Origin of the sequence: Rhizobium altiplani (assembly GCF_001542405.1) — a bacterium.
Lineage (GTDB): Bacteria > Pseudomonadota > Alphaproteobacteria > Rhizobiales > Rhizobiaceae > Rhizobium > Rhizobium altiplani.
This window is the reverse complement of record NZ_LNCD01000073.1, coordinates 1-23,657: the sequence shown is the minus strand read 5'-3', so window position 1 is coordinate 23,657 and position 23,657 is coordinate 1. Positions and strand designations below refer to the sequence as shown.

At 58.1% G+C, this 23,657-nt stretch carries 23 protein-coding genes and 3 pseudogenes; 16 read left to right on the top strand and 10 right to left on the bottom strand.

Features of this window, described 5'->3' with window-relative positions; genetic code table 11:
• Positions 1–101: 101 nt before the first annotated feature.
• A complete protein-coding gene (locus AS026_RS16420) occupies positions 102–1,214 on the bottom strand; it encodes a tyrosine-type recombinase/integrase (RefSeq protein ID WP_028748910.1) in 1,113 nt (370 codons plus the stop codon).
• 127 nt (positions 1,215–1,341) lie between these two features.
• Here AS026_RS16420 and AS026_RS16415 point away from each other — a divergent pair, with 127 nt between their 5' ends.
• Both AS026_RS16415 and scpB read left to right on the top strand, forming a co-directional pair.
• Positions 1,342–2,301 carry a DUF1403 family protein gene (locus AS026_RS16415; RefSeq protein ID WP_028748909.1) on the top strand — a complete coding sequence of 320 codons (960 nt, stop codon included), beginning with the start codon at positions 1,342–1,344 and terminating at the stop codon, positions 2,299–2,301.
• A gap of 2 nt (positions 2,302–2,303) precedes the next feature.
• Entirely contained in the window at positions 2,304–2,996 is a 693-nt protein-coding gene (scpB, locus tag AS026_RS16410) for an SMC-Scp complex subunit ScpB (protein ID WP_051321166.1), read from the top strand.
• Positions 2,997–3,025: 29 nt separating this feature from the next.
• Here scpB and AS026_RS16405 read toward each other — a convergent pair whose 3' ends face one another.
• The 3 genes from AS026_RS16405 to AS026_RS16395 are packed head-to-tail and all read right to left on the bottom strand — an operon-like array spanning position 3,026 to position 6,512.
• Positions 3,026–4,048: a TniQ family protein gene (locus AS026_RS16405; protein WP_028746974.1), complete on the bottom strand. Its 1,023-nt coding sequence runs from the start codon at positions 4,046–4,048 to the stop codon at positions 3,026–3,028.
• Positions 4,045–4,923: a TniB family NTP-binding protein gene (locus AS026_RS16400; RefSeq protein WP_028746973.1), complete on the bottom strand. Its 879-nt coding sequence runs from the start codon at positions 4,921–4,923 to the stop codon at positions 4,045–4,047. The genes AS026_RS16405 and AS026_RS16400 overlap by 4 nt, the downstream gene beginning before the upstream one ends.
• Before the next feature lie 2 nt (positions 4,924–4,925).
• Positions 4,926–6,512 carry a Mu transposase C-terminal domain-containing protein gene (locus tag AS026_RS16395; protein ID WP_235777076.1) on the bottom strand — a complete coding sequence of 529 codons (1,587 nt, stop codon included), beginning with the start codon at positions 6,510–6,512 and terminating at the stop codon, positions 4,926–4,928.
• Positions 6,513–6,643: 131 nt separating this feature from the next.
• On the opposite strand from AS026_RS16395, the gene AS026_RS44570 reads away from it, so the two are divergent.
• From AS026_RS44570 to AS026_RS16385, 3 genes and pseudogenes are all read left to right on the top strand, one after another.
• Positions 6,644–6,841, top strand: coding sequence for a hypothetical protein (locus tag AS026_RS44570; RefSeq protein ID WP_131815326.1), 198 nt, complete (start codon positions 6,644–6,646; stop codon positions 6,839–6,841).
• Positions 6,842–6,877: 36 nt separating this feature from the next.
• Positions 6,878–7,372, top strand: a pseudogene (locus AS026_RS16390) (AAA family ATPase); the annotation flags it as partial.
• 57 nt (positions 7,373–7,429) lie between these two features.
• Positions 7,430–7,822, top strand: a complete 393-nt coding sequence (locus tag AS026_RS16385; RefSeq protein WP_007538715.1) for a restriction endonuclease — start codon at positions 7,430–7,432, stop codon at positions 7,820–7,822.
• A 486-nt stretch (positions 7,823–8,308) separates the two neighbouring features.
• On the opposite strand, the gene AS026_RS16375 is transcribed toward AS026_RS16385, so the two are convergent.
• Positions 8,309–8,656 carry a hypothetical protein gene (locus tag AS026_RS16375; protein ID WP_007538709.1) on the bottom strand — a complete coding sequence of 116 codons (348 nt, stop codon included), beginning with the start codon at positions 8,654–8,656 and terminating at the stop codon, positions 8,309–8,311.
• Positions 8,657–9,253: 597 nt separating this feature from the next.
• Between AS026_RS16375 and AS026_RS16365 the strand changes: the two are divergent.
• Positions 9,254–10,287, top strand: a pseudogene (locus AS026_RS16365) (IS110 family RNA-guided transposase).
• Between the two features lie 244 nt (positions 10,288–10,531).
• Here AS026_RS16365 and AS026_RS16360 read toward each other — a convergent pair.
• A complete protein-coding gene (locus AS026_RS16360) occupies positions 10,532–10,765 on the bottom strand; it encodes a hypothetical protein (protein ID WP_007538704.1) in 234 nt (77 codons plus the stop codon).
• Positions 10,766–11,319: 554 nt separating this feature from the next.
• Positions 11,320–11,523, bottom strand: coding sequence for a hypothetical protein (locus AS026_RS43430; protein ID WP_007538701.1), 204 nt, complete (start codon positions 11,521–11,523; stop codon positions 11,320–11,322).
• Between the two features lie 198 nt (positions 11,524–11,721).
• On the opposite strand from AS026_RS43430, the gene AS026_RS16350 reads away from it, so the two are divergent.
• From AS026_RS16350 to AS026_RS40040, 6 genes and pseudogenes are all read left to right on the top strand, one after another.
• Positions 11,722–12,786, top strand: coding sequence for a helix-turn-helix domain-containing protein (locus AS026_RS16350; protein ID WP_028749264.1), 1,065 nt, complete (start codon positions 11,722–11,724; stop codon positions 12,784–12,786).
• Between the two features lie 3 nt (positions 12,787–12,789).
• Positions 12,790–13,311, top strand: coding sequence for a PIN domain-containing protein (locus AS026_RS16345; RefSeq protein ID WP_007538697.1), 522 nt, complete (start codon positions 12,790–12,792; stop codon positions 13,309–13,311).
• A gap of 198 nt (positions 13,312–13,509) precedes the next feature.
• On the top strand, positions 13,510–13,920 hold the full coding sequence (locus tag AS026_RS16340) for a dicarboxylate/amino acid:cation symporter (RefSeq protein ID WP_028749265.1): 411 nt from the start codon (positions 13,510–13,512) through the stop codon (positions 13,918–13,920).
• 32 nt (positions 13,921–13,952) lie between these two features.
• A complete protein-coding gene (locus tag AS026_RS43425) occupies positions 13,953–14,765 on the top strand; it encodes an ATP-binding protein (RefSeq protein ID WP_007538695.1) in 813 nt (270 codons plus the stop codon).
• Positions 14,765–15,490 carry a sigma-54-dependent transcriptional regulator gene (locus AS026_RS16335; RefSeq protein WP_202902635.1) on the top strand — a complete coding sequence of 242 codons (726 nt, stop codon included), beginning with the start codon at positions 14,765–14,767 and terminating at the stop codon, positions 15,488–15,490. The genes AS026_RS43425 and AS026_RS16335 overlap by 1 nt, the downstream gene beginning before the upstream one ends.
• 140 nt (positions 15,491–15,630) lie before the next feature.
• Positions 15,631–15,869, top strand: a pseudogene (locus AS026_RS40040) (transposase); the annotation flags it as partial.
• Between the two features lie 166 nt (positions 15,870–16,035).
• Here AS026_RS40040 and AS026_RS16330 read toward each other — a convergent pair.
• Complete coding sequence (locus tag AS026_RS16330; RefSeq protein WP_007538689.1) at positions 16,036–16,650, bottom strand: conjugal transfer protein VirC2; 615 nt, start codon at positions 16,648–16,650, stop codon at positions 16,036–16,038.
• 2 nt (positions 16,651–16,652) lie between these two features.
• On the bottom strand, positions 16,653–17,345 hold the full coding sequence (locus tag AS026_RS16325) for a conjugal transfer ATPase VirC1 (RefSeq protein ID WP_007538688.1): 693 nt from the start codon (positions 17,343–17,345) through the stop codon (positions 16,653–16,655).
• Positions 17,346–17,606: 261 nt separating this feature from the next.
• On the opposite strand from AS026_RS16325, the gene virD1 reads away from it, so the two are divergent.
• From virD1 to AS026_RS16305, 4 genes are all read left to right on the top strand, one after another.
• Positions 17,607–18,050, top strand: coding sequence for a T-DNA border endonuclease subunit VirD1 (virD1, locus tag AS026_RS16320; protein ID WP_062370596.1), 444 nt, complete (start codon positions 17,607–17,609; stop codon positions 18,048–18,050).
• Positions 18,051–18,080: 30 nt separating this feature from the next.
• Entirely contained in the window at positions 18,081–19,256 is a 1,176-nt protein-coding gene (locus AS026_RS16315; protein ID WP_028749266.1) for a relaxase/mobilization nuclease domain-containing protein, read from the top strand.
• A 325-nt stretch (positions 19,257–19,581) separates the two neighbouring features.
• Entirely contained in the window at positions 19,582–21,564 is a 1,983-nt protein-coding gene (gene virD4, locus AS026_RS16310) for a type IV secretion system ATPase VirD4 (protein WP_007538682.1), read from the top strand.
• 144 nt (positions 21,565–21,708) lie between these two features.
• Positions 21,709–22,869 (top strand): hypothetical protein, encoded by a 1,161-nt coding sequence (locus AS026_RS16305; protein WP_028749267.1) that lies wholly within the window; start codon positions 21,709–21,711, stop codon positions 22,867–22,869.
• A gap of 278 nt (positions 22,870–23,147) precedes the next feature.
• Here the strand turns inward: AS026_RS16305 and AS026_RS16300 are convergent.
• A partial coding sequence (locus AS026_RS16300) for an IS630 family transposase (protein ID WP_131815325.1) occupies positions 23,148–23,657 on the bottom strand: 510 nt, incomplete at its 5' end.

Genomic DNA, 23,657 nt, shown 5'->3' with positions numbered 1-23,657 from the left:
GCTGTGGCTTTTGCTTCCCGATTTCAATTGAAGCGCTAAGCTGAAAATCCGGCACGCAATTTTGACCTAACGATTTCATGCCGGGCGAGGGGAGGGGCCTCTTAAAGCCCTGACGCCTTTGTCAGATTGGTGCGGAAGCGGTCGCGCCGCCGCTGATATTTACGCGTCATCTCCGCCGAGGCGTGACCCAGCTGTTTCTGAACATACCGCTCCTCGATGTCGGCTGAGGAGGCAAGGCCGGCGCGCAGCGAGTGGCCTGAGAACAGCAACGCACGTTCCCCTTCCGTAAGATCGGAACGGACGCCTGCGGCGAGTGCGGTCTGCTTGACCAGACGGGCGACATGTTTGTCGGAAAGCCGCTCGACGTCGACCGTCTTGTTGTCCTTGAAGATGCGGCGGAAGAGGGGGCCGCGCGCAATCCGGCCGAAGCGGATCCAGCTCTCGAGGGCTGCCACGGGGCAGGTCTCGCTGGAGGCGCCGCGGCCGACCTCGACCTCGCGCCATCCGGTTTTGCCGCGCAGCGTCACCAGGACGCCTTGGTCGGGAAAAATCTCGATCCAGCCATGGCCATCGCTCTTGTCGTCGCGGACAGCGTCGAGGCCGGCGATCTCGGAGCGCCGCAGGCCGCCGGCGAAGCCCAGGAGCAGGATGGCCCGGTCACGCAGGCCCCTCAGATCGTGGCCGAGGGTGTTGACCATCGCCTTGATGTCGTCGCCAAGCACGGCCTCCTTCTGTCGCGGCGGCTTGGCGTGCTTGCGGCGAATGCCGGCGAGCACCGTCGCAATATGCCGGTCGGTGCGATCCATCGGCACGCCGCGCTGGGTAAAATTCCAGGCGAGGCCGGAGAGACGTCGCTCGATCGTCGCCACCGAGAGGGCAGGGGCACTGCGTTTCGGGTTTTCGGCAGAGATGCCCGAAGCACAGGCGCCGATATAGAGGCCGATCACCTGGCTTGAGGGGGGCAGCGGTTCAAAACCTTCGCGGCGGCACCAGGCGGTGAAATGCCGCCAGTCCTTGGCGTAGGCATCGCGGGTGTTTTCGGAACTGGCGGCGTTGGCATAAGCTGTCGCGGTCTCGACCAAGGCTTCCAGCCGCGCCGGGACACGGGGTGTCGGCCCGGGGGCGGGAGGTGAAGCGCCCAATTCGCTGCCGGGATCGACGACGTTGGTGCTAGAATCGTCGATTTTGGGCGTGTTTGCCGGGGGATTTTCCATGGTTCGGGATGCTATCACTTTATGTCCGGTAATGGAAGGTTACCGGACATAAAACAGTGTTGACGGGCCGTGCGGTTTCGGCAGAACCGCATGGCATAAACTGCACGCTTCGATTATGCTCGGCAGCATGGATTCGCGCTCCCGCTCGCCTCTCGTCACCCCAGTTCCGCCCACGGCCGTGCCGCCCCTGCCGGCCTGGGTTTTGCCGCGCGGCGGCGAGCTGGGTGAGGCGGACGCCGCCTTCGCCGCCGGCATCGCCCTGAAATCCTTGGACGATCTGGTGCGCACCGAACCCGCTTGGGCCGGCTGCTGGCGTCAACGGCTGGCGCTCAGATGCGCGCAATCGGCGGTGCAGCTGATCGGCCGCACCGAGAGCGAACCGGCCTTGCGCGATGCGCTGCTGCTCACCACACCCGACGACGATCCCGGACCGGCCGGCACAATGGTTTTGGCCTTCCAAAGGCTGGCGGCGAAGAAGCGGACGATCGGCAGCAAGGTTCTGCAGGGGTTGGCGGCACTGATCGGCTTGCGCCGCGACGGCCTGGACGAGCTCGCCGATCTGTTCGACGCCGCGCTGCAGTCGCCGCGCACAGCACCCTTCGCCGTCGCCGAGCTGGTGGCGAAAATCTGCGCCGCCCGGCCCGACGCTGAAATCCTCGCCTGGTGGTTGGCCGATCGGCTGTTGGCGGAAAAACTCGGCTGGGCGTGCGGCGTGCCGCTGCTGATGGCCGAACGCTATGGCGCCGCATTTAAGACGATCGGCGGCCGCGGACGGGTGCGGTCCGGCGAGCCTGGCTTTGCGCGGGCAGTGTGCCTGGCGCTCGTGTCAGGGACGACCGAGGCCCTGCGGCAGGCCAATGACATCGGCCGGCGCGCCGAGGCATTGCTGGCGGCGGCGCCGAAGGTGCGGACGAAGGGCGCCGGTGTCGTCTTCGAAAAGCTGCTCGACGAGGATGCCGTGCCGGCTTCCGCGCCCGGCAGCGATCTTTCCCGCTGGGCGGCGACGCGGCTGTTCGAGCGGCTCGAGAGTTTTGGCGCGGTGCGCGAACTCTCCGGCCGCACGTCCTTCCGGATTTTTGGATTGTGACGATGACCGGATCGGGGGCAACCAGGACACATCGAGGAAGGAAATCGAGGTCGGAGGATGAAATCCTCTATGACCGGGAACTTGAGGATCTACCGCCGGAGCTGCGCTGGCGCGAATGGATGCTGAGGGTGGAGGCGGTCATTTTTGCCGCCGTGGAACCGGTTAGCCGCGAGACGCTGGCGCGGGTGGTCGGAAAGAGCTGCAGCATCGAGCTGCTCATCGATGATCTGCGCGAGGACCTGCGGTCGCGTCCTTATGACATCGTTACGGTCGCCGGCGGCTGGCAGCACCGAAGCCGCTCGGCCTATGCGGCCGCGATCCGCGCGTCGCAGGCGCCGACGCGGTCGTCTCCGGTGTCGCTGTCCGAGCACGAAGCCGCGGTGCTGGCGGCCATCGCCTACCTGCAACCGGTGACCCGCGGCGAGCTGTCGAAGATGTTCGGCAAAGAGGTGAGCCGCGACACGATCGCCAGTTTGCGCGACGCCGGCTTTCTTGGCTCCGGGCCGCGCAGCCCGACACCCGGCGCGCCCTATACTTATGTGACCACCAGGCATTTCCTGTCGGCGTTCGGCCTCGAGACGCTACGCGATCTTCCCGACCTCGAACGGTTGGAGGACGCGGGACTGCTCAGCCGGCAGGCGCTCGAGGGGGATGCACTGCCGATGCGCGAGAGCGAAGCATCGGAGAACGACTGATTCATCCAAGAGCTATGTTTCGGCCTGTCTCACGCCGATCGACGACGTCGACCACGCTCCATCACACGCGCATACGCTCCGAGCAGGGCGGCCACGTCCACGGGCTTTGGCTGGACAGTCGTCTTAGCCTGGCGTTCCCGGAGTTCTCTTCGTTTCTCGAGGCAGTCCGCAAAACGCTCGATGAGCCTCCGGTGGCCCTTCGCCGCCAAGATCAGAAGTCGCCACTGCGCGGCTGCCGTTTCGTCGCCGGCCGTCAGCCAGTCGTCGTCCGGTCGGTTTGCTGCCCACGCAATGCAGTGCGCCCGTGCCGCCGTGGACAGGCTGATCAGGTTCGCCGTCGAATAGATGCCATCGGGCAGGTTCAAAAGGCGTCGAATGAGCGAACGGCTGGATGGCGTATTTCTCATCCCTTCCAATCGACAGATGTCGTCGATGCAGCGATCGAGTTGTCTTGCCGCTGGACTGATGCCAATTCTCGATGCGCGACGCAGGTCGTAGCCACAGCGGGCACAGTAATGTTGCGGCACCAGTTCAGCTTGGTCAAAGACCGCGATGCAGCTTTGGCAGGACGGACATCGGTCGCGCAATCGACAGCTATGTTTCGAGCATGAAACCCGGGTTGCCAGTCGCCATCTCCGCCGAAAATAGGGCTGTGCATCCTCGGCGAGACAGTAAGAACAAAACTGCAGCCAGGTTGACTCTGTCCGATGTCCGCCGTTGCGAAGCGGCAGCAGAAGCTGCCTCGGCAGGGCGTGCGGCAACATCATCGCCGCCAGCTCATCGGGCGCGATACCGGTGTTGGCGCTCAGCAGCTTTGCGATTTCACCCGGCAGCCGGAAATCAAGGGCTGGCGACCACATTACCGCATTGCGCCGGAGCACGCGAGCGAAGGCTCGCGGCGGAACACCATTGGCATGTGCAAGCCGGTGTAGCCAGCTCGACAGCAACTCGTCTGCCTGGGGCACGACGGTGACCGGCCAGCGGTCGGACGCGACGTCACGATAGTGTTCACGGATGCTGATCGTCGGTGCAGGCGCGTCGACCGTCGTCATAGAAGGCTCTCGCGCAGAGCCGCGTTGCGCCGCTTAGAAACCGGCACGTGGCGGAGCTCGTCGATGCTGGCCTTGCTGATGCGTTCGGTTCCGGATCCAATCGCCGCGACGGCCGCCTTGGTGACGATGGTGACGATCTCGCCGATCAAGCCTTCCGAGAGGCTGAATATCCGACGCGCCAACGGCTCGTTCGACAAATCGGAGCTTTTGGCCAGCGGCAATGCGGCCTCGAGACTGTCGAGCAGCATGAGATAGTTTTCGTCATACTGCCAGCGTGGGACCGCGACCAGCTCGAAGCGGCTCGCCATCTCGCTGGTGGCGTTGATGAAATCGCAGACGGCCACCTCGCCGATCAGCACCGGCGAGATGTCGTACTGGCGGCCGATCCGCCGCAGGAAGGCAAAGACGGCTTCGACGTCGCGGGCACGGCCCCGCAGCGCATTGTGGAACTCGTCGAGAATCAGCACCTTCGGCTTGAGGCTCTCCAGCAAGTGGTCGAGTTGCTCCGCCTTGCGACCGACATCCCACATATCGCCGCCGGGAGCGCGCAGCGCCTGCAGAATACTGGCATAGAAATGGCCGAGGCCGGCGCCTTCGCGTGTCTGGACCATCCAGACTTTTTGCGCGGGCGCGGCTCTCAGGTGCTCGACGGCGAAGCGTTCGGCGATCATCGTCTTGCCGTTGGCGTAGGGGCCGACCAACATCAGCCCCTGGGTTCGCAAAGACGGAGGTCGTTCCAGGAGCTCGGCCAGCCGCCGATGGCTGTCCTGGGCGACATGATGCCCGATCCAACGGGGTGCGCGGATATAGGCGATCCGCTCTTCCCGATCACGGCCGAGATATGGCCGGACATGCTCGAGCAAATGATCCGACATGGCTACCAATCCTCGACCGGCAACCGGCTCTTTTGGCGCGGCGGATGCTCTGCCGGTAGAGGCGCCGGCGGCCGCATGACCGCATAAGGCTTGTCCGCTGTGGCGGCATGTGCGCTGCGGACAGCGTCGCGCAACTGGCGCTTGGAAGCCTTTGCGGTCTCCGCTATGGCTGCGATCTCGCGGCGGACCGCCACCTTCTCGACGTTTGAGCGTCGATTGGTTGTGCGCCGACGGGTGCGCTCGGCCGCATGTTCCCATAGGGTCACTGGCGACAACTGGCCATCGCGTCGCTCGACCGGCCGAAACTGTCTTGTTTCCGGGTCGCGGACATAGACATGACTGATGTCGCGGGGATCGTATCGCACCTCGAGCTTTCCGAGCCGGTCCCGCTCTGGAACGAAGACGCCCAGCCACGCCGAATAATAGTGCAGGGCGAACATGCTGATCCCTTGCGGCGACAATTGCCTCTCCGTTCTTGGTAGAAACGACAGCAGCACGCGTTGCGGATCGTCGCCGAAGACCGGCAATGCCGAACCGTTGCGTTGCCATTCGGTCAGCGGCACCTTCAGGGTCTTGGAATTTTCCTGCAGATTGTGATCGATCACGGCCAGCGCGACGCAGCGCTCGAGATCGGCGAAGCTCAGGCAGGCGCGCCGCTCGGATGGATATTCATCGCGGTGGGCGACGGAACGCCCCGAGGAGCCCGGATAGGTAGCGAGAACTCCGTTGACTTTGCCCAACAGCCGTTCAACCACGCCGCCGTGATGGACCCTGCCACGATCGCGGGGGCGGATCCGAATGCCGTAATCCTCACAGCCTTGTTGGAATGCATGCCCCTTGAACTCCATCGCCGAGTCCGCGACCAGCAGCCGCGGTCGACCGAACATCGGCCAGGCGTGATTGAGATTGCGCGCGGCAAGCCATGCGTCTTTCGGACACATGGCCTGGGCGAGGCATAGCGCGACAGACAGCACCGACGGCTTCTCCAAGGTGAGGCAGAAGCCGAGGATGGATCGTGTCGCCACGTCGGTGATGACAGTCAGGTAAGGGCGGCCGACGAACACACCAGCCCCGTCAACAACCTCCACGAAATTGATATCGGTCGGCGTATGGTCGATTTGGCAGACGGCGAGCGGGTGCGGCGCATGGATATAGCCGGGTCGCGGCTTCAGCCGCAAAAAGTGCTTCGGATTGGCCGAACGCTTCTTGGCGATCTCTTCAGGCGAAAACAAGACCGGGATGCGTCGAGCGACCGTCACATAGGACGGCACGGCAAGACCGGCTTCCTCGCAGCGCGCGCGGATCTCGTCGACCACGGGAGCAAGTCCGGTCGGCTCGAGCGTCAGCCACTTCTCCCGAAGTGTGGTCGCGATGATCTCCTCGATCTGTTCCGACAGCCGTTTGCGCCGACTGACCGCAGTGCGAGGCAGCAGGGCCGTCACCGTCCGATCGGCGCGATATCGGGCGAGGAGATTGTAGATTTGCCGTGTGGTTAGGCGCAGTTCAGCCGCCGCGCGCGTGATGGTAGCCTGCCTCGGGCCGCGACCGTCGAGGATCTTGTCCAACTCGCGGGCAATGCGACGCGCCATCGACCACTGCTCGTCCGAGATCGGGCGATCCGCCGGCAAGGTTCGATCGTGAAATCGCTTTGGCAAGGGGCTTCATTTGAAATCGTTAGCGAAAAATCGACACCGATTTAGCGTCTAAACCTAACGCCTGTATGACATTTTCCGATTTGAAATCCGAAAGTAAAAGCCACAGCAGATCTGGTTGGAACGCCGGCGCAAACCGGCAAGGAGTAGATGGTGTCCCTCCGGGATTTGGCCGAACAAATTTGCTGCCGGCGTGGCAAAATGGCGATGCCACGGCGGCGCAAGCGGCGATGGGTAAGTTCCTGGACGAATATCAGGAAGAGTGACTGGCCCATTCCGACGTCCCAAAAGGGGAAACCGTTGAGTATCGGTCATGGCTCAAGGATTTTGCAGGTTGGATCTACGGTACGGATCACATCACCATACAGTACGGCATAAACTATGACGGTATCGACATTCAAAAGCTATCGCCAGGGACGCGGGGCATCGTCCTACTCCTCCTCTATCTGGCGCTTGACGATCTGGACGACCGACCATTGATCATCGACCATCCGGAAGAAAACCTTGACCCCCAGTCGATCCACCGTGAATTGGTTGGTCTATTCCTCGCCGCAAAGCAGAAGCGGCAGGTGATTATGGTGACCCACAATGCTAACCTGGTGATCAATACGGATGCGGACCAGATCATCATTGCGCATTGCGGCAATCATTCTCATGGCCAGATGCCCCCTATTACATACACCTCGGGCGGGCTCGAATCGGCGGATATCCGGCGGCAGGTATGCGACATTCTTGAGGGTGGCGAGGAAGCTTTCCGCGAAAGAGCACGCAGGCTGAGAGTTCGTCTTTCACGCTAATGGTGGGACACAGAGAATAGTGATGATCGACTACACGGAAATCAGCGACGGCGACGAATGGAAGCATTTGCCCATGATTACCTACTGGCGCTCGGACTTGTGGTCGATGTGCCTCCCGGACGTGGCCCTGACGGCGGCCGGGATATCCTCGTCAAGGAAACGCTTAAGGGCAAGCTCGCCTCGCGAAGCTTCACCTGGTTGGTAAGTTGCAAGCACTATGCGACGAGTGGCAAGGCTGTTGGTACAGAACACGAGACCAACATCACCGATCGCCTTGCACAACACAAAGCAGATGGGTTTATCGGATTTTACTCCACGGTGGCGAGCGCCGCCTTAATGAACGCCTTAAGGATTTGCGCGATCAGGGAAAAATCGCAGAGTTCAAGATATACGACGGATCTCATATCGAGAGTGGCTTCCATGACGTCGGACTATCCGGCGTGCTCCTAAAACACCTTCCAACAAGTCATACTGCGTTGCGGCCGATCCATCCTTTGCTCGGCAAGTACCAGCCGCTCGACTGCGAAATCTGCGGGACCGACCTTCTAAAACGGAGCGTGGGAGGAGAAAACCTGGGCGTCATGGTTCTCGGCCAAAAAGGACACAACAGAGTTGAAAACCTGCATTTCGTCTGTGGGGCGTGTGCGACCAAACGATAAGCGCCCGCGTCCGGGCTCAAGGCTTAACGGATGGTTGGAACGACATCAGCGATTTCTGCAATCCCCTCATCTATCTGCGCCACCTGATTGCTTTCGTAAATGAGACCCGGGAAACTCCCGATCGCTATTCGGAACAGGCCCACGACCGAATGCTTGATCTGTTCCTTACCGTCAGCCAGAGGACTCTACGGCAAACCAACGCAGAGGATCGGCAGGCGTATTTTGATGCCGATATGATCGCCCGCATGGGTATTTAGGGTCTTGAGCAAGCGGCTCATTAAACCCGATTGCCTGTTATCCGACTCAAGGGGCTGTGGAAGTAGTAGTCGTTGAGCATGGTCCACAGTGATGTGTTTTTTGCTTTGTCCGCATACTGCTTCAAAGCCTTTCCATCCCGCCAGCCTACAGAATACCCAATCATCACGAGAGGCTGTTCGGCAAGCCACTTGAGGCCGGAAGCTGAAAATTCCCCGTTGCTCCAGAGTTCGAACCGAAAAGGTTTGCCTTTGTAGGTTCCGCCGTTGGTAAGGATTGAATATATCAGTGGAACGCGGTCTCCATACCATTTCCGAATATCGGCCTCGCTGACACGAGCGTTGGCGTTCTTGGCCTTGCATTCAATCACGAGAACCCCGTCCGCATTGCCGCGGTCAAGTTGGACGTCGATCTCTGCTTTGCGAGATGCTGTCGGTTCACCGCGACCTCGGAGAAGTGGTGCAGAAATATACTTGCGACCATACTCCGGCGCAGAGCAGCGTATGCGGCCTCTCTCGCCGCATCACCATCGGAACCGGTCCAAACTGTGGCCGCGTGGTCTTCCGAGTCAAAGAACTCCCTGATGGAGGTCAGGACGATGCGTTCCCAATGGTTCTCCAATACCAAGCCGCCCACAGCCTCTTCCTTTTAGCGCGTATGTTTTGCAAATTGGACATTAGGCCATACGGCCGAAGTACTCGATCTCAGATCCGCCAACAACGCGGAGCGACTTTCGGCAAATTCGGAGGAATGCCTTCGAAACCGCGGCTCTTGTAGAGGTGCGCGAATCCGGCTTAGTCGGCACCCGCGAGCGCGAATAAGACGACGTTTTCGTGTTCAACGCATAGATGGTGTAACGGGCGGAGCCCAGCCAGCCAGGTTTGAAAGGCCGGTGGTCGTCCCTCACAATGATGGTGTCGCGGAGTCAGGTTTTTGGCCTGTTCCATAGCATTAGGGAGAGACGACCATGGGACAGTATGCCGGCATCGACGTATCATTGGAATACTCAAGTGTGTGCGTGGTGGATGCGGATGGCCGCATCGTGCGTGAAGCAAAGGTGCTGAGCGAGCCCGATGCGCTGATCGCCTGGTTTGCCGAGCACGGTGTGGCCATGGAACGAATTGGTCTTGAGGCCGGCCCCTTGTCGCAGTGGCTCTATGCCGGGATGACGAAAGCTGGTCTGGCGGTCGAACTGATCGAGACGCGCCACGTGCGTGCGGCCTTCAAGACGATGCCGGTGAAGACCGACAAGAAGGACGCGCGGGGCATTGCGCAGTTGATGCGGCTTGGCTGGTTCAGACCGGTCCACTGCAAATCTCTTCCGGCCCAGGAGGTGCGAGCGCTGCTGACCGCACGCAAGCTCATCCAGGGAAAGCTTCACGACATCGAGATGAGCATGCGGGCCATTCTGCGCGGCTTTGGCCTCAAGGTAGGGCCGACGACGCGGCGCACCTATGCGGCACGCATCCGCGAGCTGATTGAAGGTCATCCGACCTTGGAAGCGATCGCCGCGTCGCTGTTGAAGGTGCGCGACGCACTTGCGGACGAATTTGCAGGTCTTGACCGAAAGCTGCGTGCCATGGCCCGCCAAGACGATAACGCACGGCGGCTGATGACGACGCCCGGCGTTGGCGTCCTGGTGGCGCTGACATTCGTGTCGGCCGTCGATGCGCCGGAGCGTTTTCGCTCATCACGAGCGGTGGGGCCGCATTTCGGATTGACGCCGAAGAAGTATCAATCGAGACCGATTACAGTGGTCGCATCTCGAAGATCGGCGATGTGGGCGTACGAACCGCGCTCTACGAAGCGGTCAACGTCATCTTGACCCGGCCGGTCAAACCCTCGGATCTGAAGAGCTGGGCACTGGCGGTCGCCAGACGTGCGGGTCCCAGAAAGGCGCGTGTTGCGCTGGCCCGTAAGCTGGCGGTGGTGTTGCACCACATGCTCAGGGACGGAACCAACTTCATTCCCCACAAGGCGACGCCAGCCATGGCCGCCTGAGCCGGAAGGAGACAACAACACAGGTTTCCGGCGGGCACTGCCATCAGCCCCCCGGAGCAAGGTCCCTTCGCCGGGACGATGGATGGGTTAGGCCGTTAAGCGGCAAGCAGCACTCAGGTGACTGCGCGTACTTAGATTGGCCAGCCGGTCCTCAGCAGACCCCATAGAGCAGCGGCCAAGCGCCGACTGCGGACAGAAGCACTCGGCGAGGGATTAAGCTCACAAGGGATTGACTCAAGGCCCGTTACAGAAGACCGCTTATTGGAAGCGAGAGAGTTTTTAGCCGGCGCAGAGCTTCACCGGAAGGCCAGTCCGATGCCTCGGCAAAATCGATCAAATCGAATTCGGCCACACCGCAGCTCCCGATGTCACCGTGGCCGTTGTTTGCCAACGAGTGGACAACCGCATAAGCCAGTCTCTCTTCAACCCCCTTCAGCACATCAAACTCAAAGCGTTCCCTCAGTTTCAGCGCGGCCATATGGCAGATCTCTCCTGTCGAATCGTTTTTCGGACATTGCGCATGATAGAGGGCGCGAAGTCGCTCGTATTCCATGATCAAGATAAACCATGCCAAGCTTTCTTAGGGTGGGCAAGCCGGTTTTAATTTGGATCCATTCGCGAAACGTGAGTTTTTGCTTTTCGGGGCCAGAACAAGATGGGGTGGTTGCCGTCCTCCCCTCACGGCATCGCAATATGCCAAGATGATGTGGTTGTAGCCTCAGGACGGAGAAGACGGCAAAATGAAAGACACGATGATCGGGGTGGATCTGGCAGGGCAGGTCTGGACCTTCGAGCCGTCCTGAATTGCCAACCATAGCCCGGCCTGTTCTCATCCTCGATCACAGAGACGATATCGACGCTCAGGCCGGTACCGACAAAAGTAACCGTCGCCGCCTTGCGCGGGATCTCGAAATCCTCGACTGATTTGTTCGGATAGATCTTGATCAACAAATCGTAGATGGTGTTCAGGCTATTCATGGATTGCTGGCGTCGCGCCCGGCAATATAGAAGACGACATCGACATCCACTGGATCAACGCTGGTTTTTCGCAGAATCGTGAATTTTGCGAAAGAACCGGCCGACCTTGGTGATCTTGATCTCCGTCTTGTCGCGAACACCCTTGCATAGTTCAACGATCAGGCGGTCCACCTGCTCATGATATTCCTTGCGCTTGTCGTCCGGCAGTCGCAGAACATTGCTGTCGTAGTATCGAAGTTCGGTATTGCTCAACGGCATTGCTAACCCCTTCCAGCCGACGCCTTTCGGGCTGCGCCATGACCGCCCAATTATACGCTAGCTCCAGTTTACAATTGGGAACGATCCAACCAACGCTTGCCCAAGGTAAACAGTCGCAAAGGCAGTTTCAAGGGATTTCAGTTTACAAAATTTGTAATAGAAGTAGTTTTGGAAACTGCAAATCAGAAGGAAGCCACAATGATCGGAAACAAGCTCAAGGTAGCCCGGTTGGCGTCGGGCCTGTCGCTGCGCGCGCTCGCCGATGCGATGGGCGGCATCGTTTCCGCGCAGGCCATTGGCAAATACGAAAGAAATGAGGATATGCCGAGCTCGCGTGTGCTGATCGGGCTTGCAAGGGCGCTTGATGTCTCAGAGGATTATCTGCTGAGCGAAGACGAGCTCGAACTGGAAGGCGTGGATTTCCGAAAAAAGGTCGGAACGTCCGCCAAAGAGGAGGCTATTCTCAAGGCGCGCGCGATCCACATGCTCGAGCGCTATCTCGCCGTTGAGGACCTTCTGCAAATGCGAAGCGTCGAATGGGAGCAACCGCGAAGCGCCCCGCACCCTGTCGCAGATTTGCGTGACGCAGAGGACGCCGCACGGTCCGTGCGTGACGACTGGGGCCTCGGCAACGATCCCATCCCGCAGCTTGCCGAGCTGCTCGAAGAGCGGGGCGTCAAGGTCCTGTCGCTCGACCTCGATGATATCGACGGTCTTGCCGCCGAGGTTCGACGCGGAGGACGGGCGACTGCGCGTGTGATCGTAGTCAAGCGCAGTACATGGTCCGAGCGCAAGCGGTTCAATCTCGCCCACGAGCTTGGTCACATGGTCATGGCGCCTTGCGAGGGCCTGGACGAGGAAAAGGCCGCGCACCGCTTCGCTGGCGCTTTTCTCATGCCGGCCGATGTGCTGCGCGCTGAAATCGGCGCCCACAGGTCGTCGATCAGCATCGGCGAATTCGTCGCCCTGAAGAAACGCTTCGGAGTAAGCATCCAGGCTTTGGCCTACCGGTGCAAGGATTTGGGCATCATCAACCAAGCCGCCTTCGCCCGCCTGTTCAAAGTCTTCGCTGAGCGCGGATGGAGAACGGAGCCATTCGAGGAGCCAGAGACGATGAAGCCGGAACTTGAGGAACCCAGGCGCTTCGAGCGGCTCTGCTATAGGGCATTGGCGGAAGGTATGATCGGCGAATCCCGGGCTGCGGAATTGCTCGGCATTTCCGTTCGTGAGCTGGATGCAAGGCTGGATCAGGTGGCGGCTTGATCCGTGCCTATCCTCGTCTCCGATACCTCCGTCTTGATCGATCTTGAGAGGGCGCAACTACTCGAGGAGATGTTCCTCCTGCCCTTCGGCTTCGCTGTGCCGGATCTTTTGTACGAACGGGAATTAGCCGGCGAGCTCGGCGATCGGCTGGTGGCTTTGGGGCTGCGTGTCGAAGCCCTTACGCCCGCGGAACTCGGTCGCGCAGTCGATGTGCGCCGACAGAATGCACGCCTGTCATTTCCTGACACGTTTGCCTTCGCGCTTGCGAAGTCCCGTCAATGGACCTTGCTCACCGGTGACGGAGGTCTACGCGAGCTGGCAACCGCTGAGAGGGTGAACATGCATGGCGTACTGTGGGTGTTTGATCAGTTCTCCGATGGCGTGTACGTGTCCTTCGATCGTTTGCATGCCGGTCTGAGCACCGTGTTCGGACACCCGAGGTGTCGTCTTCCTGCCGGTGAAGTGAAACGGAGATTGGTTCGATACGCCGAGCATCGAGACAGCCGGAAGGCAGGGGAGGGTTAAGAATGCCTTCCCATTGTTGGACGCCAAAAAGCAAGCCGGGGAAGGATCGATTTTGCAAGTCTGCGTTGGTCGCTGCATGAGACAGCGCCGCTCGCCTCGGGCAGCGCCGATGAATTGCGCAAACAAGCGGTGGCTCACTCGGAAGTGGGAGCGATTGAGCCGCTTGTGAGAATCGACTTGGCTTTGGCGACTCTTCACATGATCACAAGTCTCGCCAAGTTCGTCGGCAGCTTCTACGCGACGCTCGTCGTGCTCTGGACAGTGCTGGTCGGCGCCGGTTTCCTGGTGCTCGGCACGCGCGTGTTCCGCCTGGTGCGGGAAGTGCGCCAGCCGATGCTCGTCGGTTTTTCTACCGCCTCCAGCGAAGCGGCCTATCCGCGTGTCACGGAGAAGCTGGAAGACTTCGGCGTGAAGGAGCGCATCATCGGTTTCGTCCTGCCGCTTACCATGGACCAGCAGATCGTCATGTTGCTGGTCCTCATGGTTTCGAGCAAGGGCATCGCCGGCGTGCCGCGCTCCGCGTTGGTCGTCGTTGCTGCCGTCCTGCCGATGTTCAACCTGCCTGAGGCCTGCGTGCTCCTGATCACGGGGCATCGACCACTTCCTTGACATGGGGCGCACCGCTACCAACGTGCTTGGCAATGCGATCGCCACCACGGTCGTCGCCAAGTGGGAAAGCGCGCTCGACATTCCTGACGAAGCGGAGCAGCGCACGCGCGAAAGATTGGCTGCTGTCGGGCAATTTTCTGGCGCAGACCGCCCCGATGGGCGACACTGGCTGGTCCCTGACGGTGCTCTCCCCAATCGGCGAAATCCGCGCGATCGCTGTGGCCATGTCTCACGAGATCGGAGCGGACGAGATTATTGCGCTCTGCGATGCCAACCGTTTGGAACAGGTGATGGTCAACCTGATCGCCAATGCGCTGGACGCGATCGAGAACACAGTGTCGCCTTCTCTGCGCCTTCGCAGTTGGCGCGAAGATGAACGCGCGGTCATCGAAGTCCATGACAACGGGCCGGGCCTGCCGGAACACGTGCGGGCGCACCTCTTCGAGCCCCTTCACGACGAAGGAAAGCAACAGGGGCTTGGGGCTCGGCTTGGCCATTTCGTCGGAAATCATGCATCATTTCGGTGGGGCGCTGACGGGGGCGAACCACACTCAGGGCCGCGCAGTTTTCAACGTTGTTCTTCCCGCACCCGCTATCGGAGAAACGAAATGGGCGACAACATCAAGATCCTGATCGTCGAGGACGAGCCGAACGTCCGCCTTGGATTTCAGCAGACGCTCGAACTGGAAGGCATGGATGTCGAAGCGCTGGAGAGCGCCGAGAAGGCGCGGCGGCTCATCCTCGTCGACTTTCCAGGGATCGTCGTTACCGACATCCGCCTGCCGGGCGACGACGGTATGGCGCTCATGCATGATCTCCTGCGGCCGACCTGCCGGTCGTCCTGATGACCGGGCACGGCGACGTTTCGCTGGCGGTTCAAGCAATGAAGGACGGAGCCCACGACTTCATCGAGAAGCCCTTCTCGCCCGATTATTTCGTCGAGGTCGTGCGGAGGGCGCTGGAGACGCGCAGCTTGACGCTGGAGGTGCACGAACTACGTAGGAAGCTCCAGGGAAGACAATTGACCGCAAGCCGTATCATCGGAGATTCCTCCACCATGGAACCGGTGCGCCACCTCATCGGCGAGCTCGGCAACAGCGCGGCGGATGTACTGATCCATGGCGAGACTGGAACCGGTAAGGGACTCGTTGCGCGCTGCCTGCACGATGCCAGCCCGAGACGGAGCGGCAATTTCGTCGCCATAAATTGTGGCGGCATGCCTGAAAACCTGTTCGACAGTGAGATCTTCGGCCATGAGCCGGGCGCCTTCACCGTTGCAGTCAAGCGCCGGATCGGCAAGATCGAGCACGCCAATGGCGGCACGCTGTTTCTCGACGAGATCGAGAGCATGCCGATGGCCATGCAGGTGAAGCTACTCAGGGTGCTGCAGGAGCGAACGCTGGAGCGCCTTGGATCGAACACGCCTATCCCCATCGATTGCCGCGTTGTCGCTGCGACCAAGGTCGATCTGGCGGCGGTCAACGGCAATAGCCTCGTCCGCACTAGCGAGGATTTGCTGATGCCAAAGGCGACTTTGCACGACAAAATCCGCAAATATGGTTTGCCGTGATGCTGATCTGTTGCTTGGCGCTTAAATAGCGTCATCCCAACATTGTGAGATGATGAGCGCACCATTCGTGCTCTACCAAAAGACAGCACGCAATTCCTGTTGTTGGCGAGTAGCGGAGACGCTTGAGCGCCTCCGCTCTCTCGCTTGAGGCTGGCAATATTGCTGTCATGGACAACCTTCCGGCCCACAAGACAGCAGGTGTGCGCGGCGCCATCGAACGCGCCGGCGCAAGCTCATGTTTCTGCCGCCCTACAGCCCAGACTTCAATCCAATTGAAAACGCATTCTCCAAACTGAAAGCCATGCTACGGGCTCGGGCGGAGCGAGAGATTGATGCTCTATGGGATGCCGTCGGCACATTGATCCCCTGCTTCACATAGGAGGAATGCGCAAATTACCTCAGGGCTGCAGGTTATGACCCGGATTGAACAGGATCTGCTCTAACGTGAGCCGACGGTACTATCGCCTATCGCGGTTGGGTTACTTTTCCTTACTACTTCCGACCACAATGCAGTGGCAATCGGATAAGTCCTCTCTTTGAAGAGATCACTTATTCGTTGTTTTCTCGCCAGCTTTCTCGCCAGCAAAGAAGGATGCAAGTGCAGCCGTGGCCAGCTTGTGACCAAAAGCCCGGGCACTGTCCAATCCCAATGGGTCAAAATGATTGCGAGCAATTTCCAGCAGCAATGCCGGGAACATGCGGGAGGTTTGAACAATGATTGACTTCCCGGAGGTTCTCTGAGGGATCAGATAACTCTTCGGGGCAGTACAAAACGATCCATTCGCAAGCATGTTTTCGAAGTCGTCCAGCGCACGTCGCAAGATCATTTGCAGCGATTTGGAAGGGCTGTATTGCAGAATCAGGTTGTCGTATATCTTCGATACCTCAGGCGCGGGCGGCCGAGCTGAGAGGAAGACCTGGATCTTTGCCGGAGCTACCATCGAACTGAGGGCATCCATGGTGGGTATGGATTGTGGATCGGGGCTGTGGCGACGCTTGGCGATGGTGGTGGGAGATCGGCGATCGGCCGATTCGACGGCCAACTGAGACAGAATCGAGTTTTGCGCGGGAGCAGACAAATTACGATCGACGACCTTGCTTTGAACGGCAGCAAGCTGCCTGGCCTCTACGACGGACAAAGCCGGTTTGCGAATTGCCATGTTCAGCTCTGTGCTCGGCCAATTAATTTTGAGATGGTGATGAGTTCCTCCATCGCGACCCTGAGATTTCGCTCGAGGAGGCGCATCGTTGGATCGGTTCTCATGTTCAGCAATGTGAGGTGCAACATGCCACGTTCCTTCATCGCGGCATAGGCGTCCCTCTCGTGCATAGGAGATTGCACAACTGGAAGACTTGCGAGCATGTCTGACATCGCACGCTGTGAGGTGGTAAGTCGACCCACCGGGACACGTTGGCGCAATACAGCTGTCGGAATTGCCAAGTTCTCGCTCAGCAACAACTCAATAACATAACGGTAGGTTGACAGAGCCTCATCGATATCGAGCGGAGTCAGCATAGTAGGGATCAAAAGCAGGTTTGAGCTCGCAATAATCGTATTGTTGAGTTCGCTTGAACCGCCGTGTGTATCGGCCAGCGCAAAGTCAAATCCCTGAAGCTCGGCGTCCTCATAGGCTGCCTCAAGAAGAGACATTTCGTCGGCGGCGTAAACTTCGCAAGAAGAAGCCCAGGTGTTGTTGCGTAGAGCGTTTGATTTCCACCGCGTTAGCGGCCGGTTTTCGTCTGCGTCGAACAGAGCCACTCGTCTGCCATCGCTTGCAAGGGCGGCGCAAAGGCCCATAAGTGCTGTGGTTTTGCCGGCACCTCCTTTGAGCGAGCAAAATGTCAGAAGTTGCATATCCTTATCCTGCCGATGTCTTGAGAGAGAAGCGCGTCTGTATTTTCGTTTGTATGTATGATTCTGCAATTGTTAATATAAGGCAAAATAGCCGATGCAATATTTCACTGATATTATAGAATAATTGCAAACGTAACAATATAAGAGAATATTCCTTATGTATTCTGGTTTGTTTTATGTAAGGTAAGCTTCATCTCCCCTAACGCAGAAAAATCACCGCGGGATAGGTGCAGACTGTTCCGTTCTTTTATGGAGGAAGCTATGTCGCAAGGCAGTGAGCCCACTTCAAATGACATTGCTATAAATCAGCGTGAACGTGTGAAAGTTGAAGGTTTCAAGGTTGTGAGCACGCGATTGCGATTGGCCGAATATGAGAGTTTTTCTCACCGAGCACGCTTGTTTGGGCTCTCCGATAGCATGGCCATCCGAATTGCGGTGCGCCGCATTGGCGGCTTCCTTGAAATCGATGCCGAAAGTCGTCAAACAATGGAGGCCATACTACAGTCAATAGGATCGCTTTCGAGCAATATTGCAGCGCTAATGTCTACCTATGCTGAAAATCCGGGAATAGACTTAGAGGCCCTGCGCGCTGAACGTATGGCGTTCGGTAAATCTTTTGCTGATCTTGACGGATTGCTCCGTTGCATTTTGTCGGTATCCAGGCGACGGATAGATGGGTGTTCACTTCTCAAAGACGCCTTTTAGCACCAAGAGCGCTACTGGAGAGAATGTTGGATGCCCGATCGAGCTCAAGTTATTATTCGCATTGTGCCGGGAGGTGGAACTAGGACCGTTCAACAATTGATCAACCAGTTAGAATATTTATCACGGAAAGGAAAGCTGGAGCTGCAGCGTTCAGCCCGACATCTCGATATTCCCCTACTGCCAGATCAAATCCACGAGCTCGCCCAAAGCTGGGTTCATGAGACTGGAAATTACGACGAAAGTCAGCCAGACGAGGAAAGGCTACAGGAGTTAACCACCCATATTATCGTGAGCTTCCCAGCGGGTACAAACCAGGCGGCAGCTCATGCAGCGAGCCGGGAGTGGGCAGCCGAGATGTTTGGGTCAGGCAAGGGAGGTGGCCGTTACAATTATCTTACTGCCTTTCACATAGACCGCGATCATCCACACCTGCATGTCGTCGTCAATCGTCGCGAACTTTTAGGACATGATTGGCTGAAGATATCTCGACGCCATCCCCAACTGAACTATGAGGACATGCGCAAAAGGATGGCCGTGATATCGTTTCGCCACGGCATTATCCTCGATGCAAGTTCGCGAAGAGAACGTGGGATTACCGAGCGTCCGATCACCTATGCCGAATATCGGCGCCTTGAGCGGGAGCAGGTTCGCCAGATCCGTTTCCAGGATTCAGATCCGGAGCCGTCGTCAGAGCGTGGAGATCATCCAGAACTCAGACAACCTTTCGATCCATCGCCACTTGAAGCACCAGTGAGCGGACCGGAGGGCGTGCATCGAGACAGCGATGGGCAGGATGAGCCGCAGGTTCGTCTGCAGAAGCCTGCTGCGTTCAGGAACGAAACCGGTGGCTGCGTGCGCGACTCGCGCCGGCGTTCACAACGTCCTCAAGATGACAAGGCAGGGCCGAGGGAAGCAAAACGCGTGAGTTTGAAGGGCGCGGAGGTTGTGCCTGAGGCCAACGCCGAGGAACAGGATTATTGTGGTGATTCCTTTATGCCGCAGGCCGAAACGCCTCGACCTTCTTCGTCGCGGAAAAAGGCGCGAGCCAGCACTGCAGATAGAAGATTGTGCGCTACGGACGACGTCGAGCAACCACGAGGCACCCCTTCGAAGCGTCCGTATGAAGAAGACGAGGGAGAGCCGAACGAACGCAAACGTGCAAGAGATGGGGGCAGTCGGGATCGACCCAGCGGCAAGGGGAGATAGGAAAGAACTGAATTATGGCAAATGAAAAGCTCAAAAACGATTGGCTCTTCCCACTCGTGGAGCTTGGCATGAGGAAGGGCGTGCAGTTGCATCGACCTCCGTCCCCGCACAATCAATCGATCCTTGCAGAAACGATAGGGACACGTCCGTCTCAACTGCCTCAAAGCTGTGAAATACTAGTATGCTGCCCGACATTTCAGAAGATCGGCACGATGAGCGGATAAGGATGGCGGTCCTGCGCAGGTTACGGACGGCAAAGGCTGGATAATTTGCAGCACACACTCGATGTGAGTTTTGGGATTGATCGGATAACCTCGGGGAAGTGATGAATTCGAGCAAGTTTACCCCTCAACGTTTGGCACTAAGCATCATATGTTCGCTGGCAGCTGGTATTTGTGCGGCAAGTTTCTACGTAACATTTCGCCAAGGGTTCAATGGCGAAGCGATGATGACGTTTAGCGTCCTCGCCTTTTGGTTCCAGACCCCCCTCTACTTAGGTTATTCGACCCCCGTCTTCTATTGCGGATTGGCAATTGTCTTCTCCACGTCGGGGATTGTGCTATTGATCCAACTGGTCATAACGCTACGCAATCGCGAGCATCACGGAACAGCTCGTTGGGCGATCTTTAGCGAAATGCGCCATGCCGGTTACCTGCAACGTTACGGTCGGCTCACGGGGCCAATATTTGGCAAGACGTGTGGCCCCCTTTGGTTCGGTAGCTATCTGTCGAACGGAGGCCAGGCCCACAGCCTTGTTGTTGCTCCAACGCGGGCCGGCAAAGGCGTGGGCGTCGTCATTCCAACGCTCCTAACCTTCAAGGGTTCAGTGATAGCCCTCGACGTCAAAGGTGAGCTTTTTGAACTGACTTCCCGGGCACGCAAAGCGAATGGCGACGCCGTTTTCAAATTCTCACCGCTTGATCCGGAGCGACGAACTCATTGCTACAATCCGGTATTGGATATTTCGGCTTTACCGACCGAGCGCCAGTTCACCGAGGCTCGCCGTCTTGCAGCAAACCTCGTAACAGCCAAGGGCAAGGGAGCTGAAAGCTTCATCGAAGGCGCACGAGACCTTTTTGTTGCGGGCATCCTTACTTGCATTGAGCGCGGGACACCGACGATTGGTGCCGTCTACGACCTGTTCGCTCAACCTGGTGAGAAGTACAAACTTTTTGCGCAGCTAGCGGAAGAGAGTCAAAACAAAGAGGCTCAGCGCATCTTCGATAATATGGCGGGCAATGACACAAAAATTCTGACTTCCTATACCTCGGTGCTTGGCGACGGTGGACTTAATTTATGGGCCGATCCGCTCGTTAAAGCAGCTACAAGCCGATCAGATTTTTCTGTCCACGATCTGCGTCGGAAGAGGACATGTGTTTATCTCTGTGTCAGTCCTAACGACCTTGAGGTCGTCGCGCCTTTGATGCGCCTTTTTTTTCAGCAGGTTGTATCAATACTCCAGCGATCGTTGCCAGGCAAAGACGAGCGGCATGAAGTTCTATTTCTCCTCGACGAGTTTAAGCACTTAGGCAAGCTTGAGGCGATTGAAACCGCAATCACAACCATCGCTGGCTACAAGGGCCGTTTCATGTTCATTATTCAAAGCCTCTCGGCGTTGACGGGCACTTATGATGAGGCAGGCAAGCAAAATTTTCTCAGTAACACTGGAATTCAAGTATTTATGGCTACGGCTGACGACGAAACGCCGACCTATATCTCAAAAGCTATTGGAGAATATACGTTCCAGGCTCGTTCGACCTCATATAGTCAGGCCCGTATGTTCGATCATAACATCCAGATATCCGAGCAAGGGGCGCCTCTGTTGCGCCCTGAACAAATGCGTCTGCTCGACGATCAGAGTGAAATCGTCCTTATTAAGGGGCAGCCGCCTCTTAAACTCCGGAAGGTGCGATATTATTCCGATCGTACGCTGAAGCGCGTTTTCGAACGCCAAATCGGCCCGCTCCCAGAACCCGCATCTTTGATGCTTTCAGAAGGGGTTGAGCAAGGTAGCCAAAACCTCAGTCTTCGGGCCGACGTCACGGCGGCGCGAGAACCGAGTCACGTCGATTCAACCGTGAATTATAACGAAGCCACTCCGCAGCAAAGCAGTAACATGAATGACGAACATGATAGCGTTGCAGTTGGAATTGGCATTGGCCAGGGGTCTGTTGAAATGGACAACGTGGATGATAACGCCAATGCCGCCGGCGCCTCGTCAGAATCAGGTGTACCTGCTGAAATGGTTCAAGCGCTGACTGCACAGCAGCAGTTGCTGGAACGGATCATTGCGCTCCAGCAAAGATAAGACCTGCGCCAATGGCATGATTGCGAACGCTTGACAGCGGAAAATCCGGTCGAAACGGCAAAACCCCACGGTCTTGCCAACTCACCGCCAAACTCGAGGTTTGGCTGAAGACGCTTCCTTAGCAACCGAAGAGACGAGCTGAAAATGAACAACGAGTTTTCCACGAAGGGCAGTCTGGATACCTTCGTTGCACTAGCGAAGCTAGCAAGGTTAAAGACACGCTGGGCCAACTACACCAGTCGCATGTGGGATACCGGTGACGCTATAGCGGCTCGAGAACGGGCGGTAGCCTATATCGGAGAGTGCATTGCTGAAGGGATCTATAGGCATGAGCCGGCGGTCTTTTGTCCGGAGATTCAAACTCATTTCCGCGCTGTGGGCCTTATCATTGATGAGCACATTGACCCGGGCCAGCCAACACTCAATCGGCGGCGCTTGCTGATTGAACGAGTTGAGAAGTTTACCTCCTTCGCTCCATACCAGCAGGGGCTCTGCTGGACTGGTACCGGTGAAACAACCGCTGAGAGCTTAAATGCCGTTGACAAATCAAAGGAGCTTTTTCGGTTCCTTCGAGCGCGGGAAGGCGGCGTACCCAGACAGCTGCGACCCACCATCCCGTTCACGTCTGAGCAGGCAAGAGAGCTGATTGATGAGGTTGGCTATTTGTATGAGGGAATTAGAGAGCGCCTGCGCACGATAGACCATTTATTCCAAGATCGGTCGAGGGACGAGGTCGCGTGGATGCCTGAGGATATCGGGCGCAATATTGACTTGCTTTCCCATCAGTTGGAAAGAGAAAAGCGAGATCGAACGCTGATACGCATTGATGGTATGGCCGAGGCGAGGCGAGCGGATGTCACTTATGATCCGTTCTTCGATACGCAATCTGAACCCTCGCCCGCATCAGGGACAGAAGGCTTAAGTAGCCGAACGTCCTCGCCTAGTAGCAACGAAGTGTTTCGGGACGAAAATGTCTCTCCTGAAAGGTCACAGCGATCGAACGAGGACAGCCGCTCTTTGGGGGCGTTCGATGACTACCGGTCGGCGTGGACAGCGTACGTGGCTGGAGAAGGCAGCCATACCAAAGCTGCAACTAGTCGTATGGAAGATGGTGTAGATGACGAGGAGAGGCTAGGTTTTGACCCCGTTACCGTTAGCCCTCGCAAGTCAGAAGGCACTTCGTTGCACGAACCGGCCGCTGCTATGGGATCGAACGCAGCGCGTGATGAGATTAATGCATCGGAAGGCGATCGACGCAAATTAAGCGAGCGTCAGCGGACTCGAAGCCCGGGGTTAGATGATTAAACTTACGGGTCTCATGTATGGAGCGACAGTTTGTTGCAAGAGATAAAATCCGTGATGCCGCTCTGATCGGGTGCAAGCCATGCGTCCGGCCTTTGCGGTGGCGCATATCGGATGAAGTCCCCGGATCGGGTTCCAATAAAATTAACGCGCTCGAAGCGTCTTGAGAATCGCGGAGATCCTGCTATGCCGCGCCAGCGCCAGTTACATGGTCTGCTTGCGCGCTGGCAGTGCCCAGGGACGCTCCTCGTCCATGGTCGAGATCTCCCGAAGCTTTGCGGCTAGTCACCTGAATCTGAAGTTCGGTTCATTGTCTTCTGGCAAAAGCGTTTGACCGACGGGAGGATCTGGTCGGCGGATTTGACCCACTTGTATGGGGTGGGATTGTCGTTGTGGGTTTCTATGAAAGCGTCGATGTCGGCTTCAAGTTCTGCAGTGGAACGGTGTACGCCGCGCTGCAACTGTTTTCGCGTCAGCTCTGCGAACCATCGCTCGACCTGATTGATCCAGGATGCCGACGTTGGCGTGAAGTGAACGTGCCAGTGTGGGCGGCGCGCGAGCCAGGCCTTGACCCTTGGTGTCTTGTGGGTGGCATAGTTGTCCATCACCAGATGCACGTCCGGCCCATTGGGCATTTCGGCGTCAATCCGCTTCAAAAAGTCGAGGAATTCGGTCGCTCGGTGACGCTTGTAGCAATGACCGATCACGGCGCCAGTCGCGACGTCGAGCGCGGCGAACAGGGAGGTCGTGCCGTTGCGGACATAGGTATGAGTGCGCCGTTCGGCGACGCC

Excerpts from the sequence above, each read along its gene's own strand:
- AS026_RS16420 (WP_028748910.1), bottom strand. The coding sequence starts at position 1,214 with ATGGAAAATCCCCCGGCAAACACGCCCAAAATCGACGATTCTAGCACC.
- AS026_RS16415 (WP_028748909.1), top strand. The coding sequence starts at position 1,342 with ATGGATTCGCGCTCCCGCTCGCCTCTCGTCACCCCAGTTCCGCCCACG.
- scpB (WP_051321166.1), top strand. The coding sequence starts at position 2,304 with ATGACCGGATCGGGGGCAACCAGGACACATCGAGGAAGGAAATCGAGG.
- AS026_RS16405 (WP_028746974.1), bottom strand. The coding sequence starts at position 4,048 with ATGACGACGGTCGACGCGCCTGCACCGACGATCAGCATCCGTGAACAC.
- AS026_RS16400 (WP_028746973.1), bottom strand. The coding sequence starts at position 4,923 with ATGTCGGATCATTTGCTCGAGCATGTCCGGCCATATCTCGGCCGTGAT.
- AS026_RS16395 (WP_235777076.1), bottom strand. The coding sequence starts at position 6,512 with ATGGCGCGTCGCATTGCCCGCGAGTTGGACAAGATCCTCGACGGTCGC.
- AS026_RS44570 (WP_131815326.1), top strand. The coding sequence starts at position 6,644 with ATGACATTTTCCGATTTGAAATCCGAAAGTAAAAGCCACAGCAGATCT.
- AS026_RS16385 (WP_007538715.1), top strand. The coding sequence starts at position 7,430 with ATGGAAGCATTTGCCCATGATTACCTACTGGCGCTCGGACTTGTGGTC.
- AS026_RS16360 (WP_007538704.1), bottom strand. The coding sequence starts at position 10,765 with ATGGCCGCGCTGAAACTGAGGGAACGCTTTGAGTTTGATGTGCTGAAG.
- AS026_RS43430 (WP_007538701.1), bottom strand. The coding sequence starts at position 11,523 with ATGCCGTTGAGCAATACCGAACTTCGATACTACGACAGCAATGTTCTG.
- AS026_RS16350 (WP_028749264.1), top strand. The coding sequence starts at position 11,722 with ATGATCGGAAACAAGCTCAAGGTAGCCCGGTTGGCGTCGGGCCTGTCG.
- AS026_RS16340 (WP_028749265.1), top strand. The coding sequence starts at position 13,510 with ATGATCACAAGTCTCGCCAAGTTCGTCGGCAGCTTCTACGCGACGCTC.
- AS026_RS43425 (WP_007538695.1), top strand. The coding sequence starts at position 13,953 with ATGCGATCGCCACCACGGTCGTCGCCAAGTGGGAAAGCGCGCTCGACA.
- AS026_RS16335 (WP_202902635.1), top strand. The coding sequence starts at position 14,765 with ATGACCGGGCACGGCGACGTTTCGCTGGCGGTTCAAGCAATGAAGGAC.
- AS026_RS16330 (WP_007538689.1), bottom strand. The coding sequence starts at position 16,650 with ATGGCAATTCGCAAACCGGCTTTGTCCGTCGTAGAGGCCAGGCAGCTT.
- AS026_RS16325 (WP_007538688.1), bottom strand. The coding sequence starts at position 17,345 with ATGCAACTTCTGACATTTTGCTCGCTCAAAGGAGGTGCCGGCAAAACC.
- virD1 (WP_062370596.1), top strand. The coding sequence starts at position 17,607 with ATGTCGCAAGGCAGTGAGCCCACTTCAAATGACATTGCTATAAATCAG.
- AS026_RS16315 (WP_028749266.1), top strand. The coding sequence starts at position 18,081 with ATGCCCGATCGAGCTCAAGTTATTATTCGCATTGTGCCGGGAGGTGGA.
- virD4 (WP_007538682.1), top strand. The coding sequence starts at position 19,582 with ATGAATTCGAGCAAGTTTACCCCTCAACGTTTGGCACTAAGCATCATA.
- AS026_RS16305 (WP_028749267.1), top strand. The coding sequence starts at position 21,709 with ATGAACAACGAGTTTTCCACGAAGGGCAGTCTGGATACCTTCGTTGCA.